Annotated in this window: 14 protein-coding genes and 1 tRNA gene; 12 read left to right on the top strand and 3 right to left on the bottom strand. The window is 36.3% G+C overall.

Features of this window, described 5'->3' with window-relative positions:
- Positions 1-15 precede the first annotated feature (15 nt).
- The 8 genes from B045_RS0110150 (at position 16) to B045_RS0110180 (ending at position 6,033) form a co-directional block, all read left to right on the top strand.
- A complete protein-coding gene (locus tag B045_RS0110150; protein WP_018464154.1) occupies positions 16-1,035 on the top strand; it encodes a DUF4271 domain-containing protein in 1,020 nt (339 codons plus the stop codon).
- Positions 1,036-1,041: 6 nt separating this feature from the next.
- A complete protein-coding gene (locus tag B045_RS0110155) occupies positions 1,042-1,791 on the top strand; it encodes a uroporphyrinogen-III synthase (RefSeq protein WP_018464155.1) in 750 nt (249 codons plus the stop codon).
- Positions 1,791-2,195: a ribonuclease P protein component gene (locus tag B045_RS0110160; protein WP_025883466.1), complete on the top strand. Its 405-nt coding sequence runs from the start codon at positions 1,791-1,793 to the stop codon at positions 2,193-2,195. Before B045_RS0110155 ends, B045_RS0110160 begins: the two co-directional genes overlap by 1 nt.
- Positions 2,192-2,443, top strand: coding sequence for a membrane protein insertion efficiency factor YidD (gene yidD / locus B045_RS15125; protein ID WP_081618627.1), 252 nt, complete (start codon positions 2,192-2,194; stop codon positions 2,441-2,443). Before B045_RS0110160 ends, yidD begins: the two co-directional genes overlap by 4 nt.
- Before the next feature lie 81 nt (positions 2,444-2,524).
- Positions 2,525-3,826, top strand: coding sequence for a tyrosine--tRNA ligase (gene tyrS, locus B045_RS0110165; protein WP_018464157.1), 1,302 nt, complete (start codon positions 2,525-2,527; stop codon positions 3,824-3,826).
- A 73-nt stretch (positions 3,827-3,899) separates the two neighbouring features.
- A tRNA-Gln gene (locus B045_RS0110170) sits at positions 3,900-3,970 on the top strand.
- A 229-nt stretch (positions 3,971-4,199) separates the two neighbouring features.
- Complete coding sequence (locus tag B045_RS0110175) at positions 4,200-4,988, top strand: porin family protein (protein ID WP_154650152.1); 789 nt, start codon at positions 4,200-4,202, stop codon at positions 4,986-4,988.
- A 238-nt stretch (positions 4,989-5,226) separates the two neighbouring features.
- Positions 5,227-6,033 carry a gluconate 5-dehydrogenase gene (locus tag B045_RS0110180; RefSeq protein WP_018464159.1) on the top strand — a complete coding sequence of 269 codons (807 nt, stop codon included), beginning with the start codon at positions 5,227-5,229 and terminating at the stop codon, positions 6,031-6,033.
- 74 nt (positions 6,034-6,107) lie between these two features.
- On the opposite strand, the gene B045_RS0110185 is transcribed toward B045_RS0110180, so the two are convergent.
- A complete protein-coding gene (locus B045_RS0110185; RefSeq protein ID WP_018464160.1) occupies positions 6,108-6,383 on the bottom strand; it encodes an HU family DNA-binding protein in 276 nt (91 codons plus the stop codon).
- Positions 6,384-6,599: 216 nt separating this feature from the next.
- Between B045_RS0110185 and B045_RS0110190 the strand changes: the two genes are divergently transcribed.
- From B045_RS0110190 to secDF, 3 genes are all read left to right on the top strand, one after another.
- Positions 6,600-7,553: a rhomboid family intramembrane serine protease gene (locus B045_RS0110190; protein WP_018464161.1), complete on the top strand. Its 954-nt coding sequence runs from the start codon at positions 6,600-6,602 to the stop codon at positions 7,551-7,553.
- A 10-nt stretch (positions 7,554-7,563) separates the two neighbouring features.
- Complete coding sequence (locus tag B045_RS0110195) at positions 7,564-8,655, top strand: endonuclease/exonuclease/phosphatase family protein (RefSeq protein WP_018464162.1); 1,092 nt, start codon at positions 7,564-7,566, stop codon at positions 8,653-8,655.
- Between the two features lie 127 nt (positions 8,656-8,782).
- A complete protein-coding gene (gene secDF / locus B045_RS0110200) occupies positions 8,783-11,779 on the top strand; it encodes a protein translocase subunit SecDF (protein ID WP_018464163.1) in 2,997 nt (998 codons plus the stop codon).
- 602 nt (positions 11,780-12,381) lie between these two features.
- Here the strand turns inward: secDF and B045_RS14935 are convergent.
- On the bottom strand, positions 12,382-13,395 hold the full coding sequence (locus B045_RS14935) for a glycosyltransferase family 2 protein (RefSeq protein ID WP_018464164.1): 1,014 nt from the start codon (positions 13,393-13,395) through the stop codon (positions 12,382-12,384).
- Positions 13,396-13,585: 190 nt separating this feature from the next.
- Here B045_RS14935 and B045_RS0110210 point away from each other — a divergent pair, with 190 nt between their 5' ends.
- Positions 13,586-14,464 carry a glycosyltransferase gene (locus B045_RS0110210; RefSeq protein ID WP_018464165.1) on the top strand — a complete coding sequence of 293 codons (879 nt, stop codon included), beginning with the start codon at positions 13,586-13,588 and terminating at the stop codon, positions 14,462-14,464.
- Here B045_RS0110210 and B045_RS0110215 read toward each other — a convergent pair.
- On the bottom strand, positions 14,461-16,401 hold the full coding sequence (locus tag B045_RS0110215) for an LTA synthase family protein (protein WP_018464166.1): 1,941 nt from the start codon (positions 16,399-16,401) through the stop codon (positions 14,461-14,463). The genes B045_RS0110210 and B045_RS0110215 overlap by 4 nt on opposite strands.
- Positions 16,402-16,438: the final 37 nt, after the last annotated feature.

Genomic DNA, 16,438 nt, shown 5'->3' on the forward strand with positions numbered 1-16,438 from the left:
CCCGTCCTTTTTTATATGATACAGCAAGAAGATTCCATAGTAAATGAAAATGCACAGCAGAAAGCCTTAACAGGAATTCCGCATGTGAAAAAGCAACCTACACCGGCGCAGATACTCAGTTGGTTGCCTAAGGATGCTACGCCCGAGCAGCAAGATTCAGCTATTCAGGCAAATATAAAGCCCAGTGATATTCATTGGAGCGATATGCCCGACACCTTACACCTTCCAGGACAACCTGTTGGTAAGAGCTGGCGTGATGTAAGCCTGCCAAAGTATTACAAGGAGTCGTTCTTCTCGAATTCACCTTGGTTTCATCCAGAATTGTCAGGCGGACGTATTGGTGTTGCTGGTGACCCTGTGCCTTATACCATTGCTGGTGATAATCTTATAACAGGAATATTACTTGCTTGTTTTATATTGGCAATGGTGGCTTTCGCTCAGTCTCATAAGTTCATCGTGCGTCAGGCAAAGAACTTCTTTTATGTTCAGCATGGTGAAACAACCACGATAACAGAGACGTCAGGAGAATTTCGTTTTCAGTTCTTTTTGATGTTGCAGACATGTCTACAGTTTTCGTTGTTATTCTTCCTTTATGCGCGTTCGGTTATCAGTGATACATTCATAGTTGAACAATATAAAGTGGTGGGCTTTTTCTCGGGAGTAATACTGGTTTATTTCCTATTCAAGTTTGTCGCTTATACGATAGTCAATCTCACATTCTTTGACAAAAAGTCAAATGAACAATGGATAAAATCATTTTTATTTATAATTTCTGTCGAAGGATTGTTGGTGTTTCCTGTTGTAATGTTAGTCGCATATTTTGGATTGGCATTAAAAACCGCATTTATTTATACTGCTATAGTAGTGGTTTTATTAAAATTACTGTCTCTATATAAGACATATATAATCTTTTTCAGGCAAAAAGGCGCCTTTTTGCAAGATATTTTGTACTTTTGTGCACTCGAAGTTATGCCTTTACTCACATTATGGGGAGTATTGACAGTTATAAATGGTTATTTGAAAATAAATTTTTAGGACATAATGATTAAGAAGATTCTGATCTCTCAGCCTAAGCCAACAAGCGAAAAGTCACCATATTATGACATCGCAAATCAGTTTGGTGTGGAATTGGATTTCCGTCCGTTTTTCAAAATAGAGGGTATCTCTTCAAGAGAATTCCGTGAACAGAAAGTTAGCTTGCTTGCTCATACAGCAGTTGTCTTTACATCGCGCCATGCTATAGACAATTATTTCAAGCTAGCTAAAGAGTTACGTGTTACTATTCCTGAAGATATGAAGTACTTTTGTCTTATTGAGACGGTTGCACTTTATATCCAGAAATACGTGCAGTATCGTAAACGAAAAATTTTCTTTGGTACAACAGGTAAAGTTGATGGTCTGTTGCCACTTTTGCTAAAACATAAAACGGAAAATTTCCTTGTTCCATTAAGTAATGTCCATAATGATGACATTAAAGATATGTTTGATGCCAAAAATATAAAGCATACTATTTGTACGATGTATCGTACCGTGAGCAATGATTTTACGGATGAAGAAAAGCAAAACTTTGATTATGATATGATGATCTTCTTTAGTCCAACTGGTGTTAAGGCTTTAAAGAAGAATTTCCCTGATTTTAAGCAGGGCGATATTAAGATTGGAGCCTTTGGTCCTGCTACTGCTAAAGAAGTGGAAGCTCAAAATTTACATCTAGACCTCATGGCACCAAGTAAAGATTATCCTTCAATGACCGGTGCACTAAAGGCTTTTCTTGAGAAAAACAAAAAATAATGTCGGCATCCCAAGCTGAAACTCTGACTAAGCAAGAGCGTGTTTGTAGCAAGTTGCTAATAGACCGACTCTTTAATGGGGGCAAAAGTCATTCTATGTCTGCTTACCCACTAAGGGTAGTCTATATGTATATGCAGTCTGATGATATAGCTGACGATGCCCCAAATACTCAGATACTTGTCAGCGTACCTAAAAAATGCTTTAAACGTGCTGTAAAGCGTAATCGCGTGAAAAGACAGATAAGGGAGGCGTATAGACGAAATCGTATTCTCGCATCGGAAAAGGTGTCAGATGGATGTAGCTTGGTGATGGCTTTTATATGGCTTGATTCAAAATTATATGATACAGCTGTTGTAGAAACAAAGATGAAAAATCTTATTCAACGTGTTAGTGAGAAAATATGAAATTACTAATAAACATATTGCATCATGTGTCGAGAGCCATTGTGTGGATCCTCGTATTGCCAATATTGTTTTATCAGAAATTCATAACTCCTTATACTCCGCCTTCTTGTAGGTTTACTCCCACATGCTCTGAGTATGCGCGGCAGGCAATTCTAAAGCATGGACCAATAAAAGGGATGGGGTTGGCTATATGGAGAATATTAAGATGTAATCCTTGGGGTGGTAGTGGATATGATCCGGTGCCGTAAGTTTCCTGTAACGGGCCCCAGTAATATAAATAATAATTAGACGAGAATATTTGTTCGTCTTTTAATTGGAATAATATAATAATGTCAAAAAACTTTGTTGAAGAACTGAAATGGCGTGGTATGCTTGCTCAGATTATGCCGGGTACAGAGGAATATTTACAGTCGCACATGGTATCGGCTTATTTGGGTACAGACCCAACGGCAGACTCTTTGCATATTGGTCACCTTTGTGGAATTATGATGCTTAGTCACTTGCAGCGTTGCGGTCATAAACCATATCTCCTTGTAGGTGGTGCTACAGGTATGATTGGCGATCCTTCAGGCAAGAGTCAGGAACGTAATCTTTTGGATTCTGAGACATTATATCATAACCAGGAAGCAATAAAGCAACAGGTTGCAAAGTTCTTGGATTTTGACGGTGATGCTCCAAACAAGGCAGAACTTGTCAACAACTATGATTGGATGAAAGATTTCTCTTTCCTTGATTTCGTTCGTGAGGTTGGAAAGCATATCACTGTTAATTACATGATGGCTAAAGACTCTGTGCAGAAGCGTCTTAATGGAGAGGCTCGTGATGGTTTGTCTTTCACCGAGTTTACTTATCAGTTGCTTCAAGGTTATGACTTCCTTTATCAATATCAGAAATACGGTGTAAGATTGCAGCTTGGTGGTAATGACCAGTGGGGCAATATGACAACAGGAACAGAGTTAATACGTCGTACTCTCGGTAGCGAATCTGAGGCTTTCTGTCTTACGTGTCCTTTGATAACAAAGGCAGATGGAAAGAAATTTGGTAAGACTGAGAGTGGTAATATATGGCTTGACCGTAACCGTACGACTCCTTATGCTTTCTATCAGTTCTGGTTGAATGTAAGCGATGATGATGCTGAAAGATATATAAAGATATTCACAAGTCTTGAAAAGGATGTAATTGATGCTCTTATTGAAGAGCATAAGCAAGATCCTGGTAGACGTGTTCTTCAGAAACGCCTTGCAGAAGAAGTTACGGTAATGGTTCATTCTAAGGAAGACCTTGAAATGGCTATTGCTGCAAGTAATATTCTCTTTGGAAAGGCAACAAAAGATAGTCTTTCAAAACTTGATGAAGCTACACTTAATGATGTCTTTAAGGATGTTCCTCATTACACTATTGATAAGTCTTTACTCGGCGGAACTGCTGTAGATTTATTTAATCAGGATGGTATGGAGATATTCCCAAGCAAGAGTGAAATGCGTAAGTTGGTAAAAGGCGGTGGCGTAAACTTGAATAAAGAGAAGATTGCAGCTTTTGATCAAATGATAACTTCTGATGATCTTATTGACGGAAAATATCTCCTCGTACAGCGTGGAAAGAAGAATTATTACTTAATTACAGTAAAGTAAACGCTTAAAAATTTGGTAGTAGATGAAAAATCTATTACCTTTGCACCCGAAATTGGAAACAATTCATATTGATTGTCCCATGGTGTAATGGTAGCACTACAGTTTTTGGTTCTGTCAGTGGTGGTTCGAATCCGCCTGGGACAACATAAAAAATCCGCGATTCCTAATATAAAAGGATTTGCGGTTTTTTTATTTTGTACAAAAAATGTGCAATATTAACCGCTAATCATAAAAAAAAGATGGATTTACCTTTTACTGCTAAAGCATGCAAATACCCCAAAAGCGAAAAGAATTATGCCCAATAACCATATTTGTAACAATTTGACAAGTATATAATATGTGAAAATCAACAAATATTTATTATATTAAACCAATGAAAAAACAATTATTTTTTTTAGCAGCTTTACTTATGACTGTTTCAAGTGTATGTGCTCAACAGAAGGCTGGTACTTTCTCTATTACACCAAAAATTGGTGTTACAGCAAGTAACTTCTCTGGTAATATGCCAATTAATGTAGCTTACGTAGTGATTCCACAAATGTCACCTAGTGAATCATTAATTTTTCACACTTTATCAGAAGAAAATATGGTAAAAGCAGGGGGGATAGGATTTAATGAAAGCAAAAACAAGTTTGGATTTACTGCTGGTGTTGAAGCACAGTATCAATTCTCTAAAATCATCGGTCTTTCTTTAGGAGTATTCTATACTCAACAGGGTGCAAGCTATGACACAAAAAAATTCTCAGAGACCTCAAATGATGGAGTTAAAGTTGCGATTAATGATAATTTGAAGATTAATCTCAACAGTATTACAATGCCAATTTTGGCTAATGTTTATATATGGAAAGGTCTTGCCGTAAAAGCGGGGCTGCAGCCTGAATTAGCAGTTAGCAAGAAAACGGGTGGTGATGTCACAATTAGCTATCAAGGTCAATCGTTATCAGCAGTTCATAGTGATGTAGAAGGGATAAAATCATTCTCTCTTTCTGTACCTGTAGGTGTAAGCTATGAATACAAGAATATGGTTGCTGATCTGAGATACAATATTGGTGTAACCGACTTGCGTAAGGATGGCGATGCAGGATGGGGTGGAAATAATTCCAGATCAACCTCTCAAAATAGAACCTTATCGTTTACCGTTGGTTATAAGTTTGAATTATAGTCCAATTATAATACAAAGTCTGGCTGGGTTATGTTCCGCCAGACTCTGTTTTTCTTCAGCCTTACATGCAAATTAGAATACTAACTGGGATGGCATGTGGAACAAGAATAATAGTTTCTGTAGTCACTGATATTATACACTTCAGATGAAAGATAAATGTTGAAAAATAGGTCGTTTCAAATTAATTTTGTATTTTTGCATCAGACTACTCTGATAACTTAATAGTAAAACAAAAATAATGGATACATTTTCAAAAAACTTTTCTTTGGAAGGTAAGGTGGCATTGGTAACAGGTGCTGCTTATGGTATTGGATTCGCTATTGCTGAAGCTTATGCTAAGGCAGGAGCTAAAGTTGCGTTCAATTGCCGCAGTCAGAAACATCTTGATCAAGCAATGGCTGATTATAAAGCAAAAGGTATTGATGCTAAAGGGTATATTGCTGACGTTACTGATGAAGCGCAGGTAAAAAACCTTGTTTCTGAAATTGAAAAGGAACTTGGTACTGTTGATATACTTGTTAATAACGCAGGTATTATCAAACGTATTCCTATGGATGAGATGAGTGTCGAAGATTTCCGTCAGGTTATTGATATTGATCTTAATGCACCTTTTATTGTTTCTAAGGCTGTTATCCCAGGAATGAAGAAAAAAGGTCACGGTAAGATTATCAATATATGTTCAATGATGAGTGAACTCGGACGTGAGACTGTAAGTGCCTATGCTGCTGCTAAAGGAGGATTGAAGATGCTGACACGTAATATCTGTTCTGAATTTGGTGAGTATAACATACAGTGTAATGGTATAGGCCCTGGTTATATCGCAACTCCACAGACAGCACCTCTTCGTGAATTACAGCCAGATGGAAGTCATCATCCTTTTGATAGCTTTATAATAAGTAAAACTCCTGCTGCGCGTTGGGGTACTCCTGAAGATCTTATGGGGCCAGCAGTATTCCTTGCTTCAGACGCAAGTGATTTCGTAAATGGCCACGTTTTGTATGTTGACGGAGGAATTCTAGCTTATATTGGTAAACAGCCAAAATAAAGTAGATTAACAATATTTAAAAGAAAAGAGCGGCTCGTTAGAGTCGCTCTTTTATGTTGAATAATCTTTTACAATTATTTATTTACTGCATCAGAAAGCTCTGCGCCAGCCTTGAACTTTGCAACCTTCTTTGCTGCAATCTGAATCTTAGCCTTTGTAGCTGGGTTAATGCCTTCACGAGCAGGGCGCTCGTTAACACTGAATGTACCGAAGCCTACAAGCTGGATTTTGTCACCTGCAACTAAAGCGTCTTTAATTGCAGCTGTTGTTGCGTCCAATGCCTTTTTAGCATCTGCTTTGCTCAGACCTGCGCCTGCAGCAATCTTGTCGATTAATTCTGTCTTGTTCATAACTTTGAATTATTTAATGATTATTTATATAAAAAATATCTTTTCTGGTGACAAATATAGGTTATTCATTTTAAAAAACAAACAAAAAAACAAAAAAAGTGATTTATTTTTCGAAAATTTGTGGTAAACCTTGTGCATTAGTAGTGTTTAAGGGATATTTTTAGTAATTTTGCAACCATAATACAACATTTGTCGAACTATAAGAAATTACATAATATGATGCGCATTCCAACGGTAACAAAGAACTTACTTATAATAAACGTATTGGCATTCTTTGCTATGTACGTACTTCGGTCTGTTAACTTGTTTGGTGGTTCTCCAATAGACTTAAATGATGTCCTAGGATTGCACTTCTTTCTAGCCCCAGATTTCCATATTTATCAGCTGGTAACTTACATGTTTATGCATGCCACTTTTACACATATATTTTTCAATATGTTTGCCTTGTGGATGTTTGGTATGATAGTTGAAAGAACATGGGGTGCAAAGCGCTTCCTTTTTTATTACATTTCTTGTGGAATTGGTGCAGGACTCTTTCAGGAATTGGCGCAATTCTTTGATTTGTATTTTATGCTTTCATCTCAGAATGCCAATGTTTCCGTAATGCATTTGCCTGAGGTAGCAAGACAAGCACTTAACGCATGGACTACAGTTGGTGCGTCTGGTTCCATTTACGGTGTGCTTTTAGCATTCGGAATGTTGTTTCCAAATGAAAAATTATTTATTATCCCAATCCCTTTCCCTATCAAGGCAAAATGGTTTGTCATGATATATGCAGGTATTGAACTATTTTCAGCAATGGCTACGACTGGTGATGGGGTTGCTCATGTTGCCCACCTTGGTGGAATGGTTGTCGGTTTCTTCATGATTAGATATTGGCGTAGTCATGCTTATCGTGGGTCTAATATGTCTGGTGGTAATCAATTTTTTGATAACTTGAAGCGCAAATGGGATAAGCGAGGTAGTGGAAAGAAATTTAGTACATGGCATAATAAAAATGCAGAACCTGAAAATTATAATTCACATAACAGCGACTGGGATTATAATGCTCGCAAAAAGGCTGAACAAGATAATATAGACCGTATTCTGGACAAAATACGCAAGAGTGGATATGATAGTCTGACTGCAGACGAGAAGCGTTGCCTTTTTGAAAGCAGTAAGAAGAATTGAAAGTATTATTATGTTTGGTTCGTTAAGGAAATTCCTTCTGCAACTGATAGCTGGAGCTAATCTGGCAACGATCTTTATAATGTTGTTTATAGGTTATTCAGATCGACTTGACCCTGTGAAGCATGGAGTGTTGGCTAATGCTGGATTGGTCTTTCCAATATTCTTGCTGATAAATTTTTGTTTTTTGATTTTTTGGCTGTGCTTCAAGAAAATTGGAATATTAATACCTTTGCTTGGATATATATTTTGTTATATCCCTATACGCACATACATCCCATTTAATATACCTAGCACTCCGCCAGATGGTGCTATAAAAGTGATGTCATACAACGTATGGTCGTTTGCTGGTTGGGAACGTTTTCCTGATGGTAAATTCCCTATATTGGAATATATTCGTGAACAGAAGGCTGATATTCTTTGTTTGCAGGAAGCTTTAACAAATGAGATAGGAAAGGCAAGAGTTGACTCTGTTATGGATAAGTTATATCAATATCGAGATACAGCAATGAGTAGACCGGGAGGAGATTGCATTGCAATATATAGCAGGTATCCAATAGTTTCTCGAGAGCGCATTCAATATCCTTCAAAGGGTAACCTTAGTATGGCTTATGAAATAAAGAAAGGCAACGATACAATCATTGTTGTTAATAATCATCTAGAGACAACTGGACTCTCAGTTGAGGATAAATCCAGTTTTAAGTCCATGGTGAAAGGAAAACTTGAAGGAACTGCCGCAAAAAAAGCCTCTTATCATCTAGTGGACAAACTTAGTGAGGCATCGATAAAGCGTGCCCCTCAGGCTGACGCTGTGGCTAGATATTTAAGCAAGCACCTTGGTAGAAGTATTATTCTTTGTGGAGATTTTAACGATACTCCTATATCGTATGCTCATTATGTAATATCTAAGAATTTAAAAGATTGCTATGTAGAAAGTGGAAACGGACCAGGCTTCAGCTATCATGAAGGTGGAATGTATGTGAGAATAGACAATATTATGTGCTCAAGTGATTGGCAACCTTTTGAGTGCAAAGTTGATAGTAAAATAAAAGATTCTGACCATTATCCAATCTTTTGTTGGCTAAAAAAGCGGGGAAAACCCTAAAAAATGAATAATTACAGGCTATAAATTTCTTAAAGTGACAAAAAAATGTTATTTTTGCACTTCTATATATAGTCTGTGAATTATATAGAGAACATAGAAAAACAAATAATTTATAACATAATAAAAAATGCAAAACAAAGGAATTGTAATTTGTACAGCTGTCCTACTGACACTTGCAAGCATTTTCTATCTTTCATTCTCGTTCGCCACACGTTATTATGACGGCGAGGCTGCAAAGCTTAAAGACCCTATTGCACAACAGAATTATAAAGATTCTGTTAAGTATTTGGGTATTTATTCTTATCAGAAGTGCTTGGAAACTCAAATTGGTCTTGGTCTGGATCTTAAGGGTGGTATGAATGTAGTTTTGGAAATATCAGTACCTGATGTTGTCGAGACTCTAGCTGACCACAAGACAGACCTAGCTTTCACTAAGTCAATGAAGCAGGCTAAAGCCGAACAGGAAATTAGTCAGAGTGATTTTCTCTCTCTCTTCGTTAAGTATTATCATCAGAATGCACCGGGACATCATCTCGCAGAAATCTTTGCTACTCAGCAATTGCAGGGTAAGGTTTCTCCACAGAGTTCTGATTCTGAGGTAGAGAAGGTTCTTCGTGCTAATATTCAATCTGCGATAGATAACTCATTCAATGTAGTTCGTACTCGTATTGATAAGTTTGGCGTAGTTCAACCTAATATCCAAAAACTTGAAGGTCAGGCAGGTCGTATCATGGTTGAAATGCCAGGTATTAAGGAACCTGAACGTATGCGTAAGCTACTTCAAGGTAGTGCAAATCTAGAATTCTGGGAGACATATAATGCTAGTGAGGTTATCCCTTATCTGACACAGCTTGATTCTCGTCTTGCAAACGGTGGTGACGCTGATACTGCAACTGTAAAGAAGGCTGCTCCTAAGAAAGCTATCGCAACAGCTCAACCTAAATTTAAGATTAAGGGTGCTGCTAAGGATGACGCATCTGAGGCAAGCAGAGCACAGATTGATGCTGCAAAGAAAATGCATCCATTGCTTGCAATGTTGCAGACAACAGGACAGAATTCTCTTAGCGTTGTTGGATATGCAAGCGTACGCGATACAGCTGCTGTAAATAGAGTAATCCATAGTGCTGCTGCAAAGCAGATATTACCATCAGATCTTAAACTTCTTTGGAGTGCTAAGCCTGCTGATGGTATTCAGGCAAAGAATATATATGAACTTCATGCTTTGAAGATTACTACGACCACAGGTCGTGCACCACTTGAGGGTGATGTTGTTACAGATGCAAGTGATCAGTTTGATCATCTGTCTGGTTCTCCAGAGGTTTCAATGACAATGAATTCTGACGGTGCACGCCGTTGGGGAGCCTTGACAAAGGCTAACGTTGGTAAGGCTATTGCTATTGTTCTTGATAACGCTGTATATTCAGCTCCTCGTGTAAATGGTGAGATTGATGGTGGTCAGTCTTCTATCAGCGGAAACTTCACAATTGAGGATACAAAGGACCTTGCTAATACATTGAAGTCCGGTCGTATGCCTGCACCTGCACATATAGTACAGGAAGATATTGTGGGTCCTACATTGGGTGCCGCTTCTATACAGCAGGGTATTGTTTCATTTGTTATAGCTTTCGTCCTTTTGATTTTCTACATGGTTGCCATGTATAACTTCATCCCTGGTATGATTGCTAATGCCGCTCTTATTGTTAACGTATTCTTCACACTTGGTATATTAACGTCTTTCCAGGCGGCACTTACAATGAGTGGTATAGCGGGTATGGTGCTGACGCTCGGTACGGCGGTTGATGCCAATGTGCTTATATATGAACGAATAAAAGAGGAACTTCGAGCCGGCAAGGGCATGAAACAGGCTGTATCCGCAGGTTATAGCAACGCTTTCTCTGCCATCTTCGACTCTAACCTCACATCACTTATTACAGGTGTAATCCTTTATATCTTCGGTACAGGTCCTATTCAGGGATTTGCTACAACATGGATTATAGGTCTTATTTGTTCATTCTTTACTTCCGTATTCTTGACACGTCTTGTTTATGAATATAAGCTTAACCATGACCGTTGGATGAAGCTTAAGTTCTGGACAGGTATTAGCAAGAACCTTATGCAGGGTACAAATATCCATTTCATGTCAATGTATAAGACGACATTTACTATTACTGGACTTGCTATTGTCTTGTTTGCAGGAAGTTTCTTTGTACGTGGCTTGTCAAAGGGTATAGACTTTACTGGTGGTCGTAACTATGTTGTTCAGTTTGTGAAACCTACACAACCAGAGCAGGTTAGTCAAGTTCTTGATGGTATCTTCCCTGGCTGTACATCTAGTGCCATATCACTTGGTACAGATAGCAAGACTATCCGTATTTCAACGAACTACAAGATAGAATCTAATAGTTCTAATGTTGATGATCAGGCAGAAACACTGCTTTATAAAGGCCTGAAAAAGGCTGGCATGGTAAGTCAGAAGAATCTTCAGTCATTTAAGAACCCAGATATTCGTAGTGGTGGTTCAATAATAAGTTCTTCTAAAGTTGGTCCTTCTGTAGCTAAGGATGTTACTTATGGCGCGATTTTCAGTGTGGTTATCTCAATGGTTGCTATTTTCTTGTATATCCTTCTGCGTTTCCGCAATGTTGCGTTCTCAGTAGGTTCAACAGTAGCTCTTGCATTTGATGCCTTGACTGTAGTCGGTCTGTTCTCATTGCTGCAAGGGGTTATGCCTTTCTCTCTGGAGGTTGACCAGACGTTCATTGGTGCGGTGCTGACCGTCATTGGTTATTCTATTAATGATAAGGTTGTGGTATTCGACCGTATTCGTGAGAATTTGAAACTACATCCTAATGAAGACTTACAGGTATTGTTCAATGATTCAATTAATCAGACACTTGCCCGTACTGTTAATACATCATCAACAGCATTGATAGTTTTGATAGTTATCTTGTTGCTTGGTGGTAAGAGTATTCAACCATTTGCATTCGCAATGTCAATTGGTGTTGTATTCGGAACATTGTCTTCAATATTCGTAGCTTCACCTATTGCTTATCTTGTAACTGGTAAGGAAATCCGTGATCATAGAAAACTTGAGGCAGCTAGAGCAGCTGTAGAAGTTAAGTAATTTCAGTCTTAAATATAAGACAAAACATATTAAAGCCCGTCAATATTAATTGTTGACGGGTTTTTCTTGTTATATAGCAATACCTTGATAATATCCATTGCTATACAAACATATATTAGTCATACTTACGTGTATGATATTAAGCCATGCTGTTTGTTTAGTTATAAGTTATATTAGCAAGCAATAACGATTAACTGTAAGTGGGGCTCTGCGAAATACGAGGATTCATTGTTGATATTTTTGCATAAGTTCTTCCTCAATAATAATATCTACGTGACTTTCTCTTGATATTAGTGAGTTTATCTTGTTCCCATAGTATTGTAAAGCCGATAACATGGTGTCTTTATGTAAAAGAATAGAAAGGAAAATCTAATGTTAGAAATTATGTTATTACTATATTATATATTTTTTTAAAGAATTCTTCCCCAATGATATTATAAACCATTAATGTGAGCATCCTTGCTCACATTAATATATATGATTATACCCAACTTCGTATTTGTTATTGTCAAATTATCTGTAACTAGTCTAATAATATGTTGTTTGTTTTATTGCAATGTTAAAATTGAGTGTTTAGTAAATGCATTTATGAAAGCATGATCTTAAATCTTGTGGCGCATGTTTTTTATTGCTATTTTTTGCCATTCATAAAAAGCAAGCCAAAGCAATCGTAGTTTATTTATTATAGGCGAAGAATCAGACAATACTATTTTTTCAAAGCGCTCTGTTCGTTTAGATAGTGTAATATGTCTGTCATAAGAATAATTAGAGAGGAATCTTTTTAATTCTTTTTTGTCTAAAGTGTTTGTAAGCTTCTTCGCTTGATGGTAGGCATAAAAATAGCCACATCTCTGATATAGATATGCATTAAACCAATAGTTTATAACTCGAAAGTTAAGATAATGGGAGATATCTTTATCTTTAAATTTATTTGCAATTTCAGAAATACTATTATTTATAATAATAAACTCATCTAATGAAGGTAATTCTTTACTTATTCCTATACCTACTTGATAAAAATAGATAGCGTCATTAATTGTGTTTACAAGATTGGTATATTTTGTATATTCCAATGTAAATAGTTCATCTTCTGCATGACTAATATTCTCATCAAACAACAAATTATGAGATATTATGATCTCTCTCTTAAAGCATTTATTCCAGGTATAGACAAAATCCCAATATTGATTTTGTTCTAATAATACATTAAGAAATGTAATATCTGCTCTGTTATTATAAGAATGTTTTTCATCTTTACCATCTGCCTTTTGGTGTATGCTGCTAAAAAAAAGAATATCACAATTCATATTCTTAAGTATCTTTTCAACATAGCTAGATGAAACAAAATCATCAGAATCTATAAATGAAATAAATTCTCCTTGTGCATATTTTAATCCAATGTTTCTTGCAGTACTTGGTCCTGCATTTTTTTGATAGTAATACTTGAAATTAAAATCATTTAAACAGTAATGTTTGCATATGTTGGCAGAATCATCCGTACTACCATCATCTATCAATATAACTTCAAAGTTTTTATCTGTTTGGGATGCAAGACTATCAAGACATCTTTGGAGATATATCTCTGAATTATAAATTGGAATTATTATTGATAACATATTTTTTTTACAAAGATAATTAATGTTTATCAAAGAGCAAAACAAGTAAGTAAAAATATATATTAATCTGCAAAAATAGGATAGATAACTATTTATATGTAACTTTGCAGTCTGATATATAGTATTAGCAATTATGAATGCTTGTTATCTACTATTTGCATTAAATGATTAATTGAAATATAGGGGAAAAATGTCTGATAAAGTTTTAAATGTCATAGTTACTTATAATCGTCTGAATGATCTTAAAGTTTGTGTTGAGAACGTAAAGCGTCAAACATACACGAATTTAGATATTCTTGTGGTTAACAATGGGAGTACAGATGGAACAACAGAATACTTAACAGCACAAACAGACATTAAGGTTATTAATCAAGATAACTTAGGTGGTGCTGGAGGGTTTTTCGCCGGCATGAAATATATGATGGATAACGGCTATGAGTGGCTTTGGATGATGGATGACGATGGTATCCCTGACTCTAACCAATTGGAAACGCTGATAGACTTTAATAAAAAAACGAATTTTGTTTTTCTTAATGCATTGGTTATAGATAAAGATGATCACAAAAAACTTGCTTTCGGACCGCTAAATGGACATAAATATATATATGTTGATGATGTAACAAAAAACGAAGATTTCGATGTAATGATTTATCCTTTCAATGGAACTTTGATTAAACGTGAAGTTATTGAAAAAATAGGATTGATAAAAAAAGAATGTTTTATTTGGGGTGACGAGCAGGAATATACAGCGCGCGCACGACGAGCAGGATACGTCGCTCATACTGTTACTACAGCTATACATTATCATCCTACAGAAAAAGGACGCAAGGGACGAGTTTCTCCCGGTTTTTCACACAAAAATGTTCTTGTAAAACCGAAACAGCTCTCACATTATTTTTATAGGAATCAAGGGTATATTGACCATACTTATAATAATTATCACCATATATTCACAAAGTTCATAATAAGAAATTCTGTTTACTTTATACGTACAGGACAATTTGAGGAACTATGCAAGCTCTTCAAATATTATATCCGCGGATGGCATAATAATTACGAAAACTCTTAATGAAGTCTAGATTGACGTGTGGCATATTCCGCCGTCTGAGTCATAGAGAATACATAGTTGCGAAGATATGAGAATTGCTTTACATTCTTATTCTGTTGCAACTTTCCATTTGGAGCTACATCATAGCAGAAACTACTATTCATTGATGGATTGAAAATGTAACAACGTTTAGCGTCACGTCCTACAATTTCATTGTCAGCAGAATAAAAGGCTTTAGTTCGCTTTCCCTTTATTGCGTTTATTCCAAAACCATTGTATTTGTAAGACATGTTTAGCAGTTGCAGTAAAGTTGGCATTACGTCAATTTGCTCCATAAGGTTATTGCACTTCATTGTAGGAATATCTGCACCAAATATCATAAGTGGAATGTGATTGTATGAAACAGGCAGTTCGCAATTACTATTACCAACAAGCTTTCCATGATCGGCGAGTATAACGAAAACAGTGTTTTTATACCATGATTGTTTCTTTGCCTTTTTAAGGAAATCGCCAATTGCCCAATCTGCATATTCAACAATCTGTGTTTCAGGCTTTGAGGTCTTTGCATGGAAGAAAGACGGAATGATATATGGAGGGTGATTACTAATTGTAAGTAGAGTAACAAAGAAAGGTTTTCCGCTCTTAGATACCTTATTTATAATAGGGAGTGAATAGTTGAATAAGAAATGATCGCTTACTCCGAAACTATTCACAACTTGATTCTTTGGATAGTTCTCTTGAGAGTAAATATCATCGTAACCGTTTGTTGAAAAGAATGCCTTCATATTATCATACTGTGCCTCATGAGTCATAAAAAATAAATTATGATACCCATATCTTTTCAATACAGTAGGGATACCGTCACGATGTGGTGTAACAGTACCTTTCATAAGGTTTCTCGACATTATGGCAGGGAAGGAATAAAGCGCAGCTGTCATTCCTTGGTTTGTATGTATACCAGCACTATAACAATTAGTAAAGGCTAATGAATGATTAAATAATGAATCAAGATTAGGGGTGAGCCGTTCATTTTGTCCAAAAGTCTGCATAAGACTAGCAGACATCGACTCCATTAATATTACTACGACATTGTGTTTCTTTGCAGGTCCACAAGTCTTTATATCTTGTGAAAGTACATTAGTACTGTCTATCTTGCCTGTAATTCCAAGTGAAGCCCTTGCCTGTGTTATTGCTTTTCCATAAGGCATTAGGTGGATCTCTCGATTCTCTTTGCGCATATCGTCAAGCGAACTAGTAAGAAGATTAAATGCCGGATTAATGCCGAGCTGATTTAGAAAAGAATCATTGCAATAATATGCCTCACTAATTTTTATCGGGTTATATCCAACTCTGCCACGAATACCGAAAATACAGCCTCCAACGAAAGCGAAAGTTACAATTAGACGCAAAGACATCTTGGGTAAAGTGTAGAAGTCTGCATGGCTTTCGTCTATTCTTTTCCAGAAAAAAGTGTATAGCCGTTTTAGTAAATAGACAAAAATGGAAATAATAATAAAATAAGATGCTATATATAGCCAGTAAGACGATTCTTGAAACAACATCCCAGAAGTAGTTGAAGCATAGCCAAACCATTCAAATATACTCGAATTGATATTTTTAAAGAAATACGCAAAATATGGAGTGTTGGCTGCAGATGGTATAAATGCTATAGCAAACCAAATTGAATACCATATCATTACGGCCTTTAACATCCATTTGTGATAATAGTTGAAACTGGCAGAAAACAATATTACAGCCAATGGTAACACTGATATATAAGATGCAACAACATTATCAAACCATAATCCGTTGACAAACGCGATAAATCTATCAGCTCTATTATCCGTTATCATTCCATGAAGAGAAATGTACTCTATAAGTCTGAATAATGATAATGCTAAAATAGCTAATATATGGATTGATAATATATATTCAATAGTTTTTGTAAAGCGTTTCATTTCTTATGCGTAATAAATTCAATACAAAAGTATATAA

This window comes from Segatella paludivivens DSM 17968 = JCM 13650, from assembly GCF_000373185.1.
In the GTDB taxonomy this organism is placed as follows: domain Bacteria; phylum Bacteroidota; class Bacteroidia; order Bacteroidales; family Bacteroidaceae; genus Prevotella; species Prevotella paludivivens.

Bases quoted from the DNA above. Each gene is read 5' to 3' on its own strand.
- B045_RS0110180 (WP_018464159.1), top strand. From the start codon at position 5,227: ATGGATACATTTTCAAAAAACTTTTCTTTGGAAGGTAAGGTGGCATTG.
- B045_RS0110215 (WP_018464166.1), bottom strand. From the start codon at position 16,401: ATGAAACGCTTTACAAAAACTATTGAATATATATTATCAATCCATATA.
- B045_RS0110175 (WP_154650152.1), top strand. From the start codon at position 4,200: ATGAAAAAACAATTATTTTTTTTAGCAGCTTTACTTATGACTGTTTCA.
- secDF (WP_018464163.1), top strand. From the start codon at position 8,783: ATGCAAAACAAAGGAATTGTAATTTGTACAGCTGTCCTACTGACACTT.
- B045_RS0110210 (WP_018464165.1), top strand. From the start codon at position 13,586: ATGTCTGATAAAGTTTTAAATGTCATAGTTACTTATAATCGTCTGAAT.
- B045_RS14935 (WP_018464164.1), bottom strand. From the start codon at position 13,395: ATGTTATCAATAATAATTCCAATTTATAATTCAGAGATATATCTCCAA.
- B045_RS0110195 (WP_018464162.1), top strand. From the start codon at position 7,564: ATGTTTGGTTCGTTAAGGAAATTCCTTCTGCAACTGATAGCTGGAGCT.
- yidD (WP_081618627.1), top strand. From the start codon at position 2,192: ATGAAATTACTAATAAACATATTGCATCATGTGTCGAGAGCCATTGTG.
- B045_RS0110150 (WP_018464154.1), top strand. From the start codon at position 16: ATGATACAGCAAGAAGATTCCATAGTAAATGAAAATGCACAGCAGAAA.
- B045_RS0110155 (WP_018464155.1), top strand. From the start codon at position 1,042: ATGATTAAGAAGATTCTGATCTCTCAGCCTAAGCCAACAAGCGAAAAG.
- tyrS (WP_018464157.1), top strand. From the start codon at position 2,525: ATGTCAAAAAACTTTGTTGAAGAACTGAAATGGCGTGGTATGCTTGCT.
- B045_RS0110185 (WP_018464160.1), bottom strand. From the start codon at position 6,383: ATGAACAAGACAGAATTAATCGACAAGATTGCTGCAGGCGCAGGTCTG.
- B045_RS0110160 (WP_025883466.1), top strand. From the start codon at position 1,791: ATGTCGGCATCCCAAGCTGAAACTCTGACTAAGCAAGAGCGTGTTTGT.
- B045_RS0110190 (WP_018464161.1), top strand. From the start codon at position 6,600: ATGATGCGCATTCCAACGGTAACAAAGAACTTACTTATAATAAACGTA.